The 17,953-nt window shown below is 47.6% G+C and carries 16 protein-coding genes; 9 read left to right on the forward strand and 7 right to left on the reverse strand.

The annotated features are described in order from the left end of the window. Positions 1–275 precede the first annotated feature (275 nt). Entirely contained in the window at positions 276–653 is a 378-nt protein-coding gene (locus SPB21_RS35625; protein WP_163659098.1) for a hypothetical protein, read from the forward strand. Continuing rightward, positions 650–1,594 carry an SPFH domain-containing protein gene (locus SPB21_RS35630; protein WP_499869795.1) on the forward strand — a complete coding sequence of 315 codons (945 nt, stop codon included), beginning with the start codon at positions 650–652 and terminating at the stop codon, positions 1,592–1,594. The genes SPB21_RS35625 and SPB21_RS35630 overlap by 4 nt, the downstream gene beginning before the upstream one ends. A gap of 68 nt (positions 1,595–1,662) precedes the next feature. On the opposite strand, the gene menD is transcribed toward SPB21_RS35630, so the two are convergent. The 3 genes from menD to SPB21_RS35645 all read right to left on the reverse strand — a co-directional run bounded on the left by menD (position 1,663) and on the right by SPB21_RS35645 (position 7,139). Next, positions 1,663–3,489, reverse strand: a complete 1,827-nt coding sequence (menD, locus tag SPB21_RS35635) for a 2-succinyl-5-enolpyruvyl-6-hydroxy-3-cyclohexene-1-carboxylic-acid synthase (RefSeq protein ID WP_499869797.1) — start codon at positions 3,487–3,489, stop codon at positions 1,663–1,665. Continuing rightward, positions 3,486–4,907, reverse strand: coding sequence for an isochorismate synthase (locus tag SPB21_RS35640; protein ID WP_499061344.1), 1,422 nt, complete (start codon positions 4,905–4,907; stop codon positions 3,486–3,488). Before SPB21_RS35640 ends, menD begins: the two co-directional genes overlap by 4 nt. Positions 4,908–5,423: 516 nt before the next feature. After that, positions 5,424–7,139, reverse strand: coding sequence for a diflavin flavoprotein (locus SPB21_RS35645; RefSeq protein WP_163659094.1), 1,716 nt, complete (start codon positions 7,137–7,139; stop codon positions 5,424–5,426). A gap of 168 nt (positions 7,140–7,307) precedes the next feature. On the opposite strand from SPB21_RS35645, the gene SPB21_RS35650 reads away from it, so the two are divergent. Then, a complete protein-coding gene (locus SPB21_RS35650; protein WP_163659093.1) occupies positions 7,308–8,228 on the forward strand; it encodes an alpha/beta fold hydrolase in 921 nt (306 codons plus the stop codon). Here the strand turns inward: SPB21_RS35650 and SPB21_RS35655 are convergent. The 3 genes from SPB21_RS35655 to SPB21_RS35665 form a co-directional block, all read right to left on the reverse strand. Beyond that, on the reverse strand, positions 8,225–9,295 hold the full coding sequence (locus SPB21_RS35655; RefSeq protein ID WP_163659092.1) for a serine/threonine-protein kinase: 1,071 nt from the start codon (positions 9,293–9,295) through the stop codon (positions 8,225–8,227). The two genes, SPB21_RS35650 and SPB21_RS35655, sit on opposite strands and share 4 nt — an antisense overlap. Positions 9,296–9,473: 178 nt before the next feature. Then, on the reverse strand, positions 9,474–10,592 hold the full coding sequence (locus SPB21_RS35660) for a sensor histidine kinase (protein ID WP_499869800.1): 1,119 nt from the start codon (positions 10,590–10,592) through the stop codon (positions 9,474–9,476). A gap of 74 nt (positions 10,593–10,666) precedes the next feature. Next, a complete protein-coding gene (locus SPB21_RS35665; RefSeq protein ID WP_163659090.1) occupies positions 10,667–11,386 on the reverse strand; it encodes a winged helix-turn-helix domain-containing protein in 720 nt (239 codons plus the stop codon). A gap of 246 nt (positions 11,387–11,632) precedes the next feature. On the opposite strand from SPB21_RS35665, the gene SPB21_RS35670 reads away from it, so the two are divergent. After that, positions 11,633–13,639: a hypothetical protein gene (locus SPB21_RS35670; RefSeq protein WP_163659089.1), complete on the forward strand. Its 2,007-nt coding sequence runs from the start codon at positions 11,633–11,635 to the stop codon at positions 13,637–13,639. A 3-nt stretch (positions 13,640–13,642) separates the two neighbouring features. On the opposite strand, the gene SPB21_RS35675 is transcribed toward SPB21_RS35670, so the two are convergent. Beyond that, complete coding sequence (locus SPB21_RS35675) at positions 13,643–13,837, reverse strand: hypothetical protein (protein ID WP_163659088.1); 195 nt, start codon at positions 13,835–13,837, stop codon at positions 13,643–13,645. Between the two features lie 58 nt (positions 13,838–13,895). Between SPB21_RS35675 and SPB21_RS35680 the strand changes: the two genes are divergently transcribed. The 5 genes from SPB21_RS35680 to SPB21_RS35700 all read left to right on the forward strand — a co-directional run bounded on the left by SPB21_RS35680 (position 13,896) and on the right by SPB21_RS35700 (position 17,646). After that, positions 13,896–14,018, forward strand: a complete 123-nt coding sequence (locus tag SPB21_RS35680; protein ID WP_284681684.1) for a hypothetical protein — start codon at positions 13,896–13,898, stop codon at positions 14,016–14,018. A 16-nt stretch (positions 14,019–14,034) separates the two neighbouring features. After that, positions 14,035–14,706, forward strand: coding sequence for an amino acid ABC transporter permease (locus tag SPB21_RS35685; RefSeq protein ID WP_163659087.1), 672 nt, complete (start codon positions 14,035–14,037; stop codon positions 14,704–14,706). Between the two features lie 8 nt (positions 14,707–14,714). Further along, entirely contained in the window at positions 14,715–15,359 is a 645-nt protein-coding gene (locus tag SPB21_RS35690; protein ID WP_163699919.1) for an amino acid ABC transporter permease, read from the forward strand. A gap of 105 nt (positions 15,360–15,464) precedes the next feature. Next, positions 15,465–16,325, forward strand: coding sequence for a transporter substrate-binding domain-containing protein (locus SPB21_RS35695; protein ID WP_250564624.1), 861 nt, complete (start codon positions 15,465–15,467; stop codon positions 16,323–16,325). 163 nt (positions 16,326–16,488) lie between these two features. Continuing rightward, a complete protein-coding gene (locus SPB21_RS35700) occupies positions 16,489–17,646 on the forward strand; it encodes a TPM domain-containing protein (protein ID WP_499061339.1) in 1,158 nt (385 codons plus the stop codon). Positions 17,647–17,953: the final 307 nt, after the last annotated feature.

A 17,953-nucleotide genomic window follows, 5' to 3' on the forward strand; every position in this document is an offset into this window, starting at 1 on the left:
GTTTAGCTTAAAATGCTTTCGCTGGTCGATCCAATCCGTAGTGTGATTATTGATTCATCAACGTTAATAGGTGATGCCCTAAATGCTTTGAGAGTCGTGACGGGGCAGATGACCTAGTTTGTTGGGTACTATGTAAATTGATCTAGCGGGACTGAATAATAGTTTTTGATGATTCGAAATGGGCTCTAATTTATTTGTAGTAGGTTATAGCGAGAGCGAGACACGCTATTGACAGAGGTTGACGCTCTTTTTTGGCATAGTAGCCATAGGTAGACGTGAAAATTCTTTGCCGTTGGATATTACTTGGGGTGATTGAGCTTCTGGTGTGTCTTTTCTTGATAGCGACGATCGCACCTCAATTTCTAAACTCCAACTATCCTTTCTTGGGAGTATTGATCTGGTTAGTTGTGTTGGGTTTACTAAGTCTATCGGTGGGCGCTGTAATTATGCGCTGGATAGATGCCCGTATAGCTCGTCGGTTGTTTGTTCACCACTTTCCGGAGTATTACCAGTTAACTTGGATAGATTTTATCGGCACGACATCGCTTAACGTTCGTCGAGACATTGAGACATTTTCAATACTGAGTGTTGAACCTGATGCCTACCGTTTTCAGCTCTCCGCTTCGGATTTACTTAGGCAATATCAAAAATGAGATTCAAAACGTTTCTGAAATTAGTTGCTTCCTTAGGGGTGTTGGGAGCAGTAACATCAAGCTGTGGAGTTGTTCCAGGCACTAGTATAAGTACGGTAGAACCCGGCTATGCAGGTCTAAAGATTCGCCTCTATGGTGGTGACAAAGGTATTGAAAATGCCCGTTTAGTCAATGGCCGTGTTTGGTATAACGGCTATACGGAAAATGTGGTGGTATTTCCCACATTTATCAATACCTATCCATTTACACGGGATGCTACAGAGGGGTCTCCCAATGATGAATCGGTGATTTTTTCTGTAGGGGGTAGTCCTGTCTCAGCGGATGTAGGCGTGTCCTTTGGGTTTACAACTGAACAAGTTACTGAAGGGGCTCCTAAAACAAAGCTTCATGAGTTTTATGAAACCTATCGTAAGACTCCCAATGAGTTTCGTGCTAGTGAGTTACGTAATGGGTTGCGTAACTGTTTTGGCAAGTCTGCTGAAGACTTGCAGTTGACGCCCTCAATGCTGCCAACGAACCAGCAAAAGCTTGTAGATGCCGTACGTACCTGTACTCAAGAGCGTTTCCCATTTATTGTTGTACAGGATGTTTCTTTGTTGGGACCATTACGTTTACCTGAGGAGATTCAGGCCAGTATTGATGAACAGTTTGCAGCTCAGCAAGCGGCTCAAACGGCTGAGTTTAATCGTCGTAAGGTAGAGGCTGAAGCGGAGGCCAATGTGGCTCGTGCAAAGGGTGAATCCCAGGTACTTATTGAGGAGGCAAAAGCGGAGGCGGAAGCGAATCGTTTACGGGCTGGTTCAGTCACCCCCCAGCTATTGGAATTAGAGCGCCTACGTAACGAGCGGGCCCGTGTGCAGAAGTGGAATGGCCAGCAGGCCCCTGTGGTTCAGACGCCCAATGTGCAGCTAGGGACTGCGCCCGCAGCTGACGGTCAATAACCTGTGTGAACAGAGATATTTTCAACCGAGATTGCCTACCGACGACACTGATAAATGGAGCATCAACTTTAGCCAGGAAATTTTAGCGAGGTGGAGAATCGGGCGTCAGGATCTGGCACCACACTGGCTCCCGATTCCTGATGCCTGACCACTTTTGCTAGGGAGATCAGTTGAGTTTTACGCCAATGGGCATCTGCTTTGCGATTGGTGCGAACTTCTAGGACCTGTAAGGGTGGATAGTTGTTAATGGCAAGATTTTTGATGTCTTGAATCAGCTGTTCCCAAGTATTGATAAGCGTGTGCTGAACGCCATAGGCACAACACAGGTTTGCGATATCAACTGTTTGGGGGGCGGCGAAGTACTGCTCAAAGGGAGGTTCAAAATCGGCAATGGGGAGCATTTCAAAGATGCCTCCGCCTTGATTATTAATCAGGATAACGGTGAGCGATCCGTTTATGTGGCGAGCGTTTAACAGGCCGTTAGTGTCGTGGAGAAAGGCGAGATCGCCAGTGAGTAAGAGACTATTTTGGTTGTTATGGGCAATACCCATGGCAGTGGATAGGGTACCGTCGATGCCATTTGCCCCGCGGCTAAAGTAGGGTTGAATATGGCGATCATTGGGTTGCCAAAAGGATTCCATATCGCGGATAGGCATGCTATTGGCGATGATCAGGGGTGTCCCTTCTGGCAGATACTGGGATAGTATCCAGGAGATTTTTCCTTCAAAGGGCGTTTGAATTGTTTGGAGTGTTTGAGAGATGTGTTGTTCGAGGGTGCGATCGCAATTAATCCATGTTTGACAATATTGGCTAGTTTGGCTGTCACACTTTTCAGCATACTTTGCCGTAGCAATTAATTCTCCTAAACACTCTACGGAAATTTCCAGCCGTTGGGTTCTACCGTGAAGAGGATCCACATTCAGGGCATAAGGCGATACCTGATAAGTGTAAGGCTGTTGTTGCCGTAGCCATTGACGTAACACTTTACTGGTTGGCAAGGGGCCTAGCTGGATAACTTTTTCAGGGATTAGCTTCTCCCCATGATGGCGCAACAAAGTATCATAGGTACTAACCAGGTAAGGATTTAGGGATTGGTAGTTACGCAGGGGAGAAAGACTCTCTGCAAGTACTGGCCAACCGAGTGTCTGAGATAACTGAGCAACGGCACGGCAGTAGGCTTCAGGATTTTGTGGCAGTGCTGGTCCAGCAACAATGATGCCCCGATTGTTGTTAACCCAACTGTCTAACAATGTTTTGGGAAGAACATTGGTCGTAACCTGTCCCAGGATAGGAGGTGAAACAGCTTCAAAAAAGCTGTTTTCCTCAATATTGAGGTCTAGGGCTTCACTTAAGGGGGCAAGGGGATTTTGAAAGGGACAGTTGAGCTGGATTGGACCTGGAATAGGGCATAACACCTTCACCCACGTTTGAACTATGGTTTGCCGAGCATAGTTCAGGAGACCGATGCTGGGGATAGCCATTTCGGTATAGCTATTAACAAAATCACCAAATAATTTTTGCTGATCAATAGTTTGCCCTGATGCACAGGCACGCATTTCTGGAGGGCGATCGGCAGTCAACAGGATTAAAGGAACATGACTTTCTTTGGCTTCAATTACGGCAGGATAAAAGTTCGCGCTGGCTGTTCCTGATGTACATACGAGGGCCACAGGTTGGTGCGATCTCTTAGCATGGCCCAGGGCAAAGAAGGATGCCGAACGCTCGTCTAGAATTGGCAGAGTTTCGATTTTAGGATGGCGAACCAATGCGACGGTCAGTGGTGTAGAGCGAGAGCCTGGACAAATAATCGCGGTGGTTAACCCAAGTCGACTAAGGGTTTCTACAATGACCGATGCCCACAGGGTGTTTGTATTACGATAGTCTAATATATTCACACCAAAGCCCCTAGCAGTGCTTGTAATTTAAGCTTAACTTCGGCTAGTTCACTACGCGGACTTGACTGTGAAACAATTCCAGCTCCTGCAAATAGTCTTGCCTGGCGACCTTGAATTAAAGCAGAACGAATACCCACAACAAATTCACTGTTGCCTTTTGCATCAATCCAGCCAATGGGAGATGCATAAAGCCCTCGATCAAAGGATTCTGTTGTCTTGAGTAGTTGACTGGCACTAGGTCTAGGTAACCCGGCTACAGCAGGAGTAGGATGTAGTGTTTTAACTAAAGTTAGGGGTTTAATATTATGGGGGAGAGATGCCTGGATGGGAGTGTGTAAATGTTGAATGTTGGCTAAGCGGAGTATTTCTGGAGAGACTGCAAACTGAGGATTCAGGCCTAATTTGATTAGTTGCTCTATAATAAATTCGACAACAACCTGATGTTCATAACGCTCCTTCGGGTTGTTGAGCAATTGTTCAGCGATGAGCTGATCACTGTTAAGAGTGTCTCCTCGAGGTGCAGAACCTGCTAGGGCATCAGTTGTCAGCTGTTTACCGTTCACTGATGTCGTGATACTCAATAATCTTTCTGGGCTGGCACCTATAAAAACGGGCCCTTCGCCGTTGCTGAATGAAAAGATGCAGCAATCACTATAGGCTATACCTAAGGTTTTCAGAGAGGCTGGGATATTAAAAGGACTGGCTGATAATACATCTAAAGCATCAGCAAGGACTACTTTGTGGAGCGTAGATCGTTTCAGGGCAGGGAGTACACTGCCCACCATCTGTTCGAAGTTGCCTACATCTCTGATCACCTTTGGGGTTTGTAAGGTCCTAGAGGACGTTGTGAAGGTTGTATGGGAAGTCTTTTCTGCTGCTGTTTCAATTGCCTGGATCTGTTGTCTAATGTCATCAACTACACGAGTGATATTGACAGCATCGTCGATGAGATAGTTTAAGCTGGCGGTTGTTTGTCCATTACGCTGAAGAATTTGTATCTGTGGAACGAATACCTGGGCTGGATCAAAGAGACCATGGGCTTGCTCAAAAAAGGTAAATCCACAAAGGAAATAGGGTTGAATAATCGGCCCACTCTGGTTTGATGAAAGAATGCGACGTTTCCAGACGTCTACAAACTGTTGCATACGCTCAAACCGATCAGGCCCAGCAGCTTGCTGAGCAACAGTTATGCCTAATCCTAGAAGGGTATATTGAGGGGTGGAGTAGTAAAAATGTATTGGGTATGTTTTTTCTAGCTGTTGTAGAACTAGCCACGGTTCAATGGAGCTAATGGGAACTGTAAAGTTAGCTAGCTTCGCATGCTGACTATAGGTTGCTTGTCGCTGGCAATCTGACAAGAAGCCATAAATTTCTTTACACCTTTTGAATAGATCAGACTGATACGGCGCAACGGTCATAAATTAATATTGAACAGTGTAATTTTAAGGGAATGAAATATTTCTACAGGTAACATATTTTTAGGCGCATGGGCTAGCTTGCCAATTGACATGTAAAGAGTCATGAATCCTTGTGAGGAATACTAGCCAAGCATTGAATTTAGTGCTTCTACCCTAAGGGGAAACCTTTGTAGGCTTAGGTCTCTGGAAAACTTTGCGTTTCAATAGATTGCTTGTTGCTATGCATATCTCCAAAGGAGAGGCTGCACCAATAGCAGTTTGCTGCGCACATAGTTATAAGCAATAGCAAAACGTGCTACGTACATGAAGATAGGGATGCAGCTCAATAATCAATGACTCTCGTTTCTAGGCAATGGGAATTTCATCTTTTGGTCGGCCAAGAGATGCTGGAAGAGAGTTGAGATGTTAAAGCATACTCCTTTTCTTAGAAAAGTGCTTAGCAGGTAAGAAAATCAGAGCTTTGGTAAGAGTCTCGACTGATCCTTAAGACTCTCGGTGTTAGCTTCTAATGCAAGATTAGTAATGGTTGCCGGATTTGCGATGGTGAACAGCCGTCTTAGCATTGTTGTCGAGGACCTGGCCGCTATCAATTGTGGCATAGACAACCCAGTGGTCTCCACAGTCCATACGATGTTTGACGGTACATTCTAGATACGCGATCGCATCTTTGAGAATGTAAGCGCCATTATCGGCAACTTCAATATCAATACCCTCAAAGCGGTTTTCACCGGGGGTGAAGGACTTGAGAAATTGTTTCATGGGACCTAGATGCTTGCCTTCACCCAAGATATTGAGCACAAAAGGATTGCCTGGATAGATCAATGTTTCGATGGCGCGCTCCTTGGCGACAGCAACGGTGAAACCAGGCGGTGTAAATGTCGCTTGGGCGACCCATGAAGCCAGCATGGCGCTGGCAACTTCACTTTGTTTAGCCGTCATGACACATAGGGAGCCGACTAACCTACCAACGGCCTTTTCAACGTTGCTGGCGGGGGTACGGGGTGCTTTTGCACGTTTTGCTTTTTTCAAAGCTTGGGCAAAGTCGGTACCCGCTTCTTCGCAATACTTGAGGGTGACTTCGTCCGGTTTAAATTTGACACGGATGGGATCAAAGCCAAAACTATAGCCGCCATCCCGTAATTTACTTTCGAGGAGGTCGATGGCTTCGCCACTCCAGCCGTAGGAGCCAAATACACCGGCTAGTTTATTTTTAGAGGCCGTGGAGAGCAGCAAACCCAGTGCTGTTTGAATTTGGGTCGGTGCATGACCACCGAGGGTGGGAGAACCAATGATAAACCCGGCACAGGTTTCGGCTGCGGTTTTGATGTCACTTTGGGGAGCCTGTTCAGCATTGATAGATTCAACTGCGACACCCGCCTTAGTGATGCCTCGGGCAATGGCTTGACCAATGGTGGCAGTGTTACCGTAGGCCGACGCATAAATTAAAGCAACACTAAGGGTTTGTTGCTTTTGCTGGGCACACCATTGTTGATACTGGTGGGTGAGTTCATGGATGCCATACTTCACCATGGGGCCATGACCAGCTCCATAAAGGTGGGCTGGAAACTCACTAAGCTTTTCCAGGGCGGTGGCAACCTGTTTAGCGTTAGGGGCCATCACTGTATCAAAGTAGTAACGACGATCGTTTAACAAATCTTCCCAGCGGAGATCGTAGGCGTCATCATTACAAATATGGGCGCTAAAAAATTTATCGGTATAAAGGGTGCAACTGGCAGGATCGTAGGTAGTCAGTCCGTCAGGCCAACGGGGGGTGGGCACTGGCATAAATTGCAGCTTATGGTCCTGACCGAGATCGAGAACCTCGTCGGCATTCTTGATAACAAATAAAGGGTTTTGTAAGGACAGCTCCGCTGCTTTGATGGCGATCGCACCTGGATTAGAACAAACAATTGTTACCTGGGGGGCTTCATTAACCAGGTGTTGTAAGGTTTCCAATCGGTTGGGATTAATGTGACCCAGGATAATGTAATCAAGTTGGTCGAGGGCAACGTGCGATCGCAACGCGTCTAAAAAGATAGTGGTAAATGAGCCCCCCGGAGGATCGATTAATGCGATTTGATCAGCATTAATCAAATAAGAGTTAGCCGTTGTTCCCTTTTCGAGCGCATACTCAATTTCAAAACGCAGTCGATTCCAACTGCGGGAGCGCAGGGCCAGTGTATTCGTTGCGATGGGCAATACCTGAACATCTCTCTGCTTGGTCTCGGTCATAGTACGCCTCGCTATCCCCAGTGATGAGTCTGAGGGACTAATCAACTCATCAGTAAATGATTCTTAATCTATCTTAAAGGTATCTACCACTCACCACTATTGATTCCTTTAATAGCAATCTGCCTTAAGTTACATGATAGTTATCATCTGCCCCCATAGAGCGACTCCATGAAGCGATCTCAAGCCATTAATCATCCTGAGTTGGGGCAGCAGCGTTTCTGGTACTGGCGAGGATGGCGTATTCGCTACACCTACATTCGCCCCCATGAACTGGAGGCCCAACAGCGGACGCCGATGCTATTGGTTCACGGCTTTGGGGCCAATTTGGAACAGTGGCGATCCAATTTACAGCTATGGGGCCAACAGCGACCGATATACGCTCTGGACCTTCTAGGATTTGGTCATTCCCAGAAGGCGGCAGCGGTTCTAGGGGCGGAGGTGTGGCAGGAGCAAGTCTACGATTTTTGGCAAATGCTCATGGGGCAACCCGTAATTTTGATGGGACATTCCCTGGGAGCTTTGGTGGCTCTGACGGCAGCTGCTCGGCATCCAGACATGGTAGAGAGGCTGATTTTGCTCACACTGCCACTGGCCCGTCAGGAACTCGTATCTGGGTGGGCAGACCGTCTATCACGGGGCGTGGAGGGGCTATTTTCAACGCCATTACTATTGCGTCCTTTATTTGCACTAGTGCGTCAGCCTTATTTTATTCGCCGGGTGCTCACTAACATTTATCAGCAGCCTGAGCGAGTAGATGATGAACTTGTGGAGATATTTACGCGACCTACCTTGGAACGCGGTGCAGCCCGTACACTTTGTTACTTAGTGAAATCTCGCACTAAAGCAGAGTTTAGTGATGTTACCGCTGATTTAATTCAGCAGGTAGCTGCCCCAATTCTCCTGCTATGGGGTTCGAAGGATAATATCTTACCGACGGCGTGGGCGAAGCAAATCCTGGCGGCAAATCCAGACATCAGCTATCGAGCCATTGATGATGTTGGCCACTGCTTGTATGACGAGGTGCCTGAAGTCCTTGATAGGACCATCCAGGCCTGGTTCAATCATTTGGCGGATGTGGAGGCTAATTAAAGCGGGAACGCAGGCCCCGTGCTCGGTCGGTTTTTCATATGCTGACGTTGGCGTAGTCGACGAATAGCGGCTGCTCGGCGTTGAATTGGCGATTTATTTTGATCCAACTCGATGACGTTTTCTTTGTTGGATACTTCTTGTGTCTTGGGTACGCGATTGAGGCAGAGTTCTAAATTGCTGTAGTGGGCATCTAATTGGAGGGCACGCTGCACTTCATCAATGCGTTTGAATCGCTCTGATAAGTCAGTGGTCAGCATTTTAGCCAGTAATCGTTCAAAGGATGTACTGATGTTGACAGAGCGCTGCCAGCTGATTTCTTGGGTATTGGGATCGATGTCAAATTCTAAAGGTGATTTACCTGTCAGTAGATATAAACAAGTAACACCTAGGGCATAAATATCGCTGCTATAGGTGGGACGTAGTGCCAATTGCTCAGGTGGAGCAAACCCCATGGTGCCCACAAAATGTGTCGTAGGACTCGCGGCATGGTCCCCAGGGTCATCATCATAATGAAGACATTCACGTACGGCCCCAAAGTCTAGCAGTACCAAACGATTGTCATCTCTACTGCGAATGATATTAGGGGGTTTGATATCCCGATGGATCACTCGATTTCGATGGATGTAGCGGATTGCTGGCAGCACTTCGATGAGGAACTGCTTAACGGCAGGTTCCTTTTGAGCACCGTTTTTGCGAACTTCGCGACTCAGGGTATCTCCATGCACATACTCTTGTACTAGAAAAAACTCCCCCTTAAAGGTGAAGTAATCCAGCAGCATTGGTAATTGAGAATGGCTGCCTAACCGTCCGAGAATTCTAGCCTCACGGCGAAATCGTTGCTTAGCTCGCTCTAGGGCAATGGGATGGCTGACTTTTGGAAATAGCTGTTTGATCACACAGAGTGGTGAACCTGGCAGCATGCGATCGCGCGCTAGATGGGTGACCCCAAAACCACCGCGCCCCAAAATGCGCACAACCTCATAACGCTCCCGAAAAAGCTGACCTGAATCACACAGCTTTTTACTAAGGCGAGGATCTTGACGACCTGGGGAATTGGATTCAGACATGAGCGAAATGAAGCGGACGATTACTAGCCGCGGTTAAGAAGGGCTCAATTGGATAAACCATGATGCTAGCAATAGTCTCTCATCAATTGAGTGTCCGCAGTCACGGTCATTGATAATAATTATTATGGCCTATTGGTTGAAGGATTGTAATCGGTGGGTTGGCTATCTACGTCAAAACTTAGCGGGTTTGCGTAGCTTTGGGTAACCAAAATTCAAATGTGCTGCCCCGATTGACTTCACTACTGACATAAATTTCGCCACCCTGTAGTTCGACTAGACGTTTGCAGATGGCGAGGCCAATACCGGTACCACCAGAACCACGACTGCGGGAGCGGTCGGCGCGCCAAAAACGTTCGAAAACATGGGGTAAGTCAGCAGCAGCGATGCCTATGCCAGTATCCTGGACCGCTAACCACACCTGATCTTTATTTTGCCAGGTTTTCACGGTAATTTGTCCAGTTTCGGTATATTTCAGGGCATTACTCAGTAAATTGACGAGCACCTGTTCGGTACGGGCGGGGTCAGCTTCAACGGCGGGTAAATCAGGAGTCGTATCTACGACAATTTGCGGTTTGTCTGATGCTAGCTGCTGATCGAGGAAACGCTGGGTGACCTGCTCCGTCAGGGCTGTCAGATCGGTGGATTGCCGTTGAATGGGTAGATACCCTGCCTCTAGTTTCGAGAGTTCTTGTAAATCTTCGACGAGACGTTGCAGACGTTGGGTTTCACCCATGAGCTTTGCATAGGTTTTAGGGGTGGCAGGCAATTTTTGATCGCTCAGGGCTTCCAGGTAGCCCCGGAGGATGGTGAGCGGTGTCCGCAATTCATGGGATAAATCGCTGACTAAGTCCCGTCGCTGTTGCTCTACTTGTTCCAGTTCGCTAGCCATGCGGTTAAAGCTATGGCCAAGCTGATGGAGTTCTGGGATATCGGATGGAGGAACGCGGGCTGCCCAGTCTCCAGCGGCAAATCGTTGGGTAATTCCCTCCATCCGCGTCAGTGGACGAATAATACGTCGCGATAGCAAATAACTAATACCACCAGCGGCTCCTCCTCCTAAGAGAACTGACCAGACCATCCCCCGAGCCCAAGCATCGGTGAAACTTTCTAAAATTTGGCCGCGCACCTGCTGAATACGAATCCCCCGGCCTTCTAAACGCTCAAGCGTCACCACAAAGTATCGGGGAGTGGACAGACGGCTGACACCGGCCAAAGCGATGATTGCAACTGCCATGACAATCAGGTGGGACAGCAGCAATCTGGTGCGTAAGCTAATGTTTGTTGGGACTTTGGCCATGGACTAAAGGCTATGGGGAATTTTGGGTTTTGAATTTTGAATTGAGCCTTGAACTCAAAACTTAAAATTCAAAATTAAGAACGTTGATGGTTATCTTCAAACCGGTAACCGACACCGACAACGGTTTTGATGAATGTAGGCTGAGCCGGGTTCGGTTCAATTTTTTTACGGAGACGGGCAATGTGGGTATCGACTACCCGCTCATCGCCAAAAAAATTGTCTCCCCAGAGCTTTTCGATGAGTTGTGATCGGTTCCAAACGCGACCAGGGTAGCTCAAAAATGTGGCGAGCAAGTCAAACTCTAGCGGTGTGAGGTCAAGGGCAATGGAGTCTGAAGTTTGCTCTGAATCTTGGTACAGTGCAGAGCGCTGATCAAAGTCAATGGCAAAGTGGGCGGTTCGATAGGTGTGGCTGGCAGGTGCCCCACGCAGACTACGGCGTAATAAGGCTCTTACCCGCGCAACTAACTCGCGGGGACTAAAGGGTTTGACCATGTAGTCATCGGCTCCGGTGGATAGGCCGATGATGCGATCCAACTCTTCCCCTTTGGCTGTCAACATTAAGATGTAGGGATCTTTGGTGCCAGGTGTTTGACGGATGCGGGCGCATACTTCTAGGCCGTCTAATCCGGGAATCATTAAATCCAAGATGATTAGGTCTGGTTGAAAAATAGGGAAACGTTCAAGGGCCGCTGTGCCGCTGCTACAGATTTCGGTGGTGAAGCTCTCATTGGTTAAGTACAGCTGAATCAGGTCAGCTATGTCAGTTTCGTCTTCAACGATTAGAACGTTCATGGGGTAATCGATGGAGCCATCAATGATATTAGGATTCTACAAATGGATGCTGAACAAAGAAGAAAAGGGCTTGCGAAAACGTAAACAATAGGCCACTATTCAATAGCTTTAATACCCCCTTGCCCCTCTGAGCCCAAGGAAATTATGGGGGTAAGCTAAGGCCTAATGATTGCATCATAGATGCGTTGTGAATAGTTGTTTATTAGGGCACTTGTCCTGTTGGTTAACTTTGTGGAGGCGTAGAGCATGAGTCTAGCGTCGGCGTTTACTCTAAGTCGCCTATCGGCTGATTTGACTTACGATTTGAGTCGCTCACCGGAGGTCCCTGAAGCAGTTGCGATACAGTGTGCTGTTAGCCGAGGCAAGCTTATGGTGCTGGTGGAAAGCCCTAATGTGGACACAGTGCCTGTCAACTATGTCTTTGCGGAGGTAGAAACCTCGATCCGCCATCGGTTGGAGATTGATGGGTTGCCTGTTGAAGCAGAGCATCTGGGTGCAACGGGAGACCCCATTCCAATTAAAGTCTATTTAAAGCAGCCATTTATGGCGAAACCCATTGCGGTGCATCGGTTTAATTGGCTCTTGCAAGATAGTTCAGGTCCCATATTGTTGGATGATGTGGTGCTTGACGATCAGGTGTTTGAACCTTTGTTGAACAATCAGCCGGAAATAGCTTCTGAGAGCCTGTTTGAGGAGGATGACGGAGAGGATGAGGCAACGGGTGATCTATCAGAGGAAGAGTTTTTATCTGGAGAAGAATTATTATTTGGTGAAGAACTGCCCCCCATGGAGGGGGACCTGCCGGTCGATGAGCCATCAGTCGATGAACTCTTAAATTTGGATGGGTTTTACGAGAAGTCTCCAGAAGATATCTCAGAGGATGTGGGAGAAGCGGCGTCAGTCGCTGTGAATGAAACACCTGAGACTGTTGCGGATGCGCCTGCGGTGAGTCGTGGTTTGATGGCGGCGGGTATTGGCATGGCAGCTGTATTTGGCGCTTTGGGGTACGGGTTAAGTCGACCCTGTGTGATGGCTGGATGCGATCGCATCCAGCAAGCCCAAGCCTTAGGAGATGCTGCCTTAATCGCTTTGCAGGATCAGCCGACTCCGCAAACTGTACTGGATATGGGGGACCAGCTGAATACCGCTGTGAATACCCTTAAGCCAATTCCCCCATGGTCAAGGCATCATGCCAGTGCGCAAGCGTTATTGGATGACTATCAGGGTGAGGCTGACCTGCTTAATGCAGTGGCTGCCGCCCAGGAAAATGCCCTGACCGCTGCCAAGGAAAGTCAAAATCCACCCCACCCCATTGCCCATTGGGAAAGCATTGCAGAACGCTGGCGTGCAACCATTGCCCAGCTAGAGGAGATTCCTGCCGGAAGCCCTATCTATGAGGTGTTTGTTTCACCAAAGTTGCAGGAATACCGCAATAACTTAACTACGATTGAAGGACGGGTGACGTCGGAGCAGCAGGCAGAAGAAAACTTGAATCAGGCACAGCTGACGGCCTCTTTAGCTAAGGACCAAGCGGAAATTGCCAATACAATGTCTGCTTGGAAAACGGCGTTAGACTCTTGGAATAAATCTGTTAAACAACTAAAACAGATTCCCAGAGGCACCATGGCCCATGGGGAGGCGAATGAGCTGTTAACTAATTATGAGACTGATTTAGCCAAGGTGCGTACCCGCTATCAACAGGAGCAGGCTGCCGACCAGTTTTACAACGAAGCTGTGCGCTATGCAGCTACGGCCCGTCAATATGAATCAGAGGAACAGTGGACCCTCGCTATGTTGGGCTGGCGCGATGCGATTACCCAGGTTAAGGGGGTGCCGGTGGGCACGTCTCGCTATGCCGATGGTCAGACCCTTTTAAAAAACTATGAACCGGCGCTGTCTCAGGCTCAGGAAAATCTGCGTTTAGCCCTTCGATTCGATAAGGCTAAAGAGGATTTCTCTAGTATTTGTAAGCCCACGTTTTGTCAGTTTGGGATGAAGCGGGGGGCAGTACAGCTCAAATTAGCCAAAGATTATGATGCATTGGCAGATTTCTCCATTGCCGATCCGAATAATCGTGTGAGTGTACCGGCCTCTGATCAGATGATTGTTGAAGTCAACCAGCTGTTGCAAGAGGTGATCAATATTGGCAAGCGCACCCAGCTACCGATTGAACTGTATGGTGCCGACGGCGGTTTTATCGCTCGGTTTAGCCCTGAGTTAGAAGGCTATGTCAAAACGTTAGTGGTGAAATAAGACTTACACTGCTTCATCTAACCAGGGTGTTTCCAGGGGTAACACCTGAGCCTGTTCTGAAGGCATCGCTTGACGGAAGGACTGATAATAATCCTTGCAAGACTCTTCAAAGGCAGTGCGCAGGGTAACCAGGGGCTGCTCGTCATGGTCGACCCGCAGATCAAGATGAGGGTAGCGGTCTCGATCTATAACGTACATTGCCGCAAATTGTCGTCACCTGAGTATACCCGTTGCCGAGCAAGTACAGATTGATGCCATGATCAATCATCTCCTTAGCGTTCAGATCCTTCATGAACAATTTATTGCTGCAGATGTGCCTAAAATTGCCCAGGAGCGAGCCCGCACTCTGGGTTGGCAAGTAGCAACAGTCACAGCTTAGGATGCATAGATAAATAATGACCTATCGGTTTCAGTTTCAAGTCATTTGGGATAATTGGGATTTGTTATTGGCAGGAGTGGGCCTCACCCTGCAGCTGTCAGCTTTGGCCATTGTTTTAGGGTTAATGGTAGGGATAGTTGGTGCCCTTTGCCGTACCTCTGACAATCGTTATTTTGGTATGTTAGCAGCTGCCTATGTGGAGACCATTCGCAATACGCCCTTCCTGGTGCAACTGCTGTTTATTTTCTTTGGTATTTCTAGCTTGGGGCCACGGTTGGGCAGCAGTCAGGCCGCTTTGCTGGCGCTTACCATTAATTTTGGAGCCTACTCCACCGAGATCATTCGATCCGGCATTCAGTCCATTGAGCAAAGCCAGATTGAGGCAGGTATGTCCCTTGGGTTAAACAGATGGCAGATTTTTCGTCTGGTGATCCTTAAGCCCGCCATTGCCAATATTTACCCGGCACTCACCAGCCAAATGGTGTTGCTATTGCTACTAACTAGTGTAGTGTCGCAAATTTCAGCTAAAGAGCTCACGTTTATGGGAAATTTTTTGCGATCGCGCACCTTCCGAGACTTTGAAGTATACTTTGCCCTGGCTCTGATTTATGTAGTGCTGGCCCTCAGCTTTAAACTCGTCGCTCAGCTCTGTCACCGTCGCCTTTTCACCTTCACCCGCTACATTTGAGGGATTACATGAGAGATTTTAGTCACCTAGATATTGTCTTTGCTCTATTATGGGCCGCCCGCTGGACGTTGCTGTTATCCACCATTGCGTTTATTTGTGGAGGCGTAGCTGGTTTCCTCCTTATGCTGATGAGAATCTCTCCATTTCGCCCTCTTAAGGGCATCAGCTGGGTCTATCTAGAAATTGTTCAGGGCACACCCCTGCTCATTCAATTTTTACTGGCGTTCTTTGGCATCAGCATCTTGGGCATTGACATTAGTCCTTGGATGTCTGCAACGCTTGCCCTAACTACCTTTACCAGTGCCTTCCTGGGAGACATCTGGCGCGGCTCGGTGGAGTCGATTCCCTCTGGCCAGTGGGAGGCATCCAAGGCATTAAGTATGAATTACTGTCAACAGTTAGGGTTAGTGATTTTGCCCCAGGCTGTCCGTCGCTCCATTGCTCCCACTGTAGGTTTTCTAGCACAGGTGATCAAAGGAACCTCTCTCGCTTCTGCCATTGGCTTTGTTGAACTGGCCCGTTCAGCTACCAATATTACAAATGTGACCTTCGAACCCTTTTTTGTATATTTGGTTACTGCCATTGTTTACTTCGGCATTTGTTTTCCAATTTCTGTTGCCAGCCGAAAACTAGAGAAATCCTTAGCATACTGAGATAAAAAAGTAACCCAGGATACAGTGATTGCTATTCAGCCTGCTACGGTGGGCCTATCGTACATTCCTTAGCCCCATAAGGATTTGAGTGAGGATTCTTTAATCATGGGTTTTTCTATCCCAAGACGGTGGCTGCAAACCATCTCCATTGCAGTGATCGCCTGTGTGTTTTCGTTGGTTGCTGTAGCCTGTGCTGGTGGTGGTAACTCCCCCAGTGTGACAGCTCAGGACGATGCTGCTGTTGTTTCCAGTCTGGACCGCATCATTGAAGCAGGGACAATTAAAATTGCGGTACCCCAAGATTTTGCCCCCTTTGGTTCTGTGGATGCTAGCGGTAATCTGGAAGGCTATGACATCGATGTGGCCAACTTGATTGCTGAAGATTTGGGCGTTGAGCTAGAGCTGGTGCCAGTGACCAGTGATAACCGGATTCCCTTTTTACAAACAAATAAGGTGGATTTAGTAATCTCCAGTATGGGAGCTAATCCTGAGCGGGCTAAGTCTATTTTCTTCTCCATTCCCTATGCTCCATTTTTCTCTGGAATTTACGGCTCATCGGAGATTTCTGGTGTGGGTGAATTTGACGATTTAGGTGGTTATAAGGTCGGGGTGACCCAGGGGACTTTAGAGGATCTGGAACTGACCGATGCGGTGGGCGATGATGTACAGATAGAGCGCTTTGCTGACAACAGCCTGACAGCATCGTCCTTGATTTCTGGTCAGGTGGATATGATTGCCACAGGTAATGTGGTTGCATCTGAGCTATCAAAGAACAACCCCGACAAGACTATTGAGGGCAAATTTATCATCAAAGAATCCCCCGCTCACATCGGCCTACGTCGTGGTGAGGTTGACTTACTCCAATGGGTGAACACATTTGTCTATCACAAGCGTTTAGGTGGTCAATTAGATGACTTTTCCCAGAAATGGTTAGGAGAGCCGTTGCCTGCTTTACCTGCGTTCTAGGGAATTCATCGCTTTTGTAACAAGTCAGTCATAAAAACACCGGTTGCTGAGTACAGTATTCTTCAGCAACCGGTATTTTCTTGATGTTGTTGTATGGAAAAATCCGAAATAATATAATTCTGAAGGTCTGTAGATAACAATGGCTCTTCAGGTGATCGTAACTATGCTTAGTAGACCTAACATGCCTGTGCATTGGATGCGGCGAGGGGTGATAGTGACAGTGGTTGCGATCGCAACCATTCTATTCTCTCATCTTAGTGTGTTACCATCCTGGGCTCAAACGGGGTATCCCACAGCCAGCGATCCATACCTCAACGACTATGCTCAATTGATGCGCCCAGAGGATGCGATCAGCATTCGGCAATCGTTGGCAAACCTGGAGGCTAACCATGGCATTGAAGCTACGGTTGTTACCCTTAATTCAATTCAGGACTATGGGACTGGGGACAGTACGATTGAGTCGTTTGCTACCAACTTATTTAATACCTGGGGCATTGGTGATGCCGAAAAGAATAATGGCATTCTGACGTTGGTGGCTGTGAATGATCGAAAAGTAAGGATAGAAGTGGGTTCTGGCTACGGCACGTCTCTGGACTCTGCAATGAAGTCAGTGATTGATGAGTACATGGTGCCGCGCTTTAAGCAAGACGACTACAGTGGTGGAATTTTGCAGGGGACTGAAGCAATTATCCGGCGTGTAACTCAGCCTGAGGAGACAACAACAACATCATCACCAGCGGCAGCATCTCGGTCAAGTAGCCCTGTCGTCAGCCGTGACACTGCGCCTTCTTACGATGGCCATGGCAATCATAAGAACTGGTTAGTGGGGGGTGGTCTGACTGGTTTGGGTGGTGTTGGTTTGATAATGAGGCAATTTTTACGCTACCGTCGTCGTCGTTGTCCGGACTGTGGTGCTGATATGGTGCGTCTGGATGAGAACAGTGACAATCAGTATTTGGATCAAGGGCAAAATGTGGAGGAACAACTAGGTTCTGTTGATTATGATGTTTGGCAATGCCCTAGCTGTCAAAGCCATAATATTAATCGCTATGGTAGTTTGTTGTCTCAGTATAAAACCTGTAGAGGGTGTCATTACAAAACTCTTTTATCTAGGCGAGATATAATTCGCCCAGCCACTTATTCCTCTTCAGGAACTGCTCGGGTAACTGAGACATGTCAGCATTGTTCTTATGAGAATACCTACACAGTGACGATTCCCAGAAAGCAAAAGTCAAGTAGCAGTAGCTCGTTTGGAGGAGGTTCTTCTTCAGGAGGAGGGGGAGGTCGTTCTTCAGGGGGTGGAGCCAGTGGGAGCTGGTAATCACCAGTAGGAGCTGGTAATAAAACGTCGCAAGTTGCCTAAAACAGGTTTGTATGGTCCAAGTTGACTTTATTAAAGCTTTATCAATATTGGAGCATTTATGAAATCAGTCTTGTGGACTGGCATCATGTAAGCCTCAAGCTTCAAAATGGTAGTGAAAATACTGAATTGATGTAAACTTTTTCGATTTTTATATCCGTAATATATGGGCAAAATGAATTGCGTAAAGCTTTACTCCAGTAAGATTTTTAACAATACATAGCGCTCAGTTCATACACCCTGCCTCATTAGTTTCCTGCTGATCTTT

Origin of the sequence: Leptothoe sp. ISB3NOV94-8A, from assembly GCF_043421595.1 — a bacterium.
GTDB lineage: Bacteria > Cyanobacteriota > Cyanobacteriia > Phormidesmidales > Phormidesmidaceae > Leptothoe > Leptothoe turfae.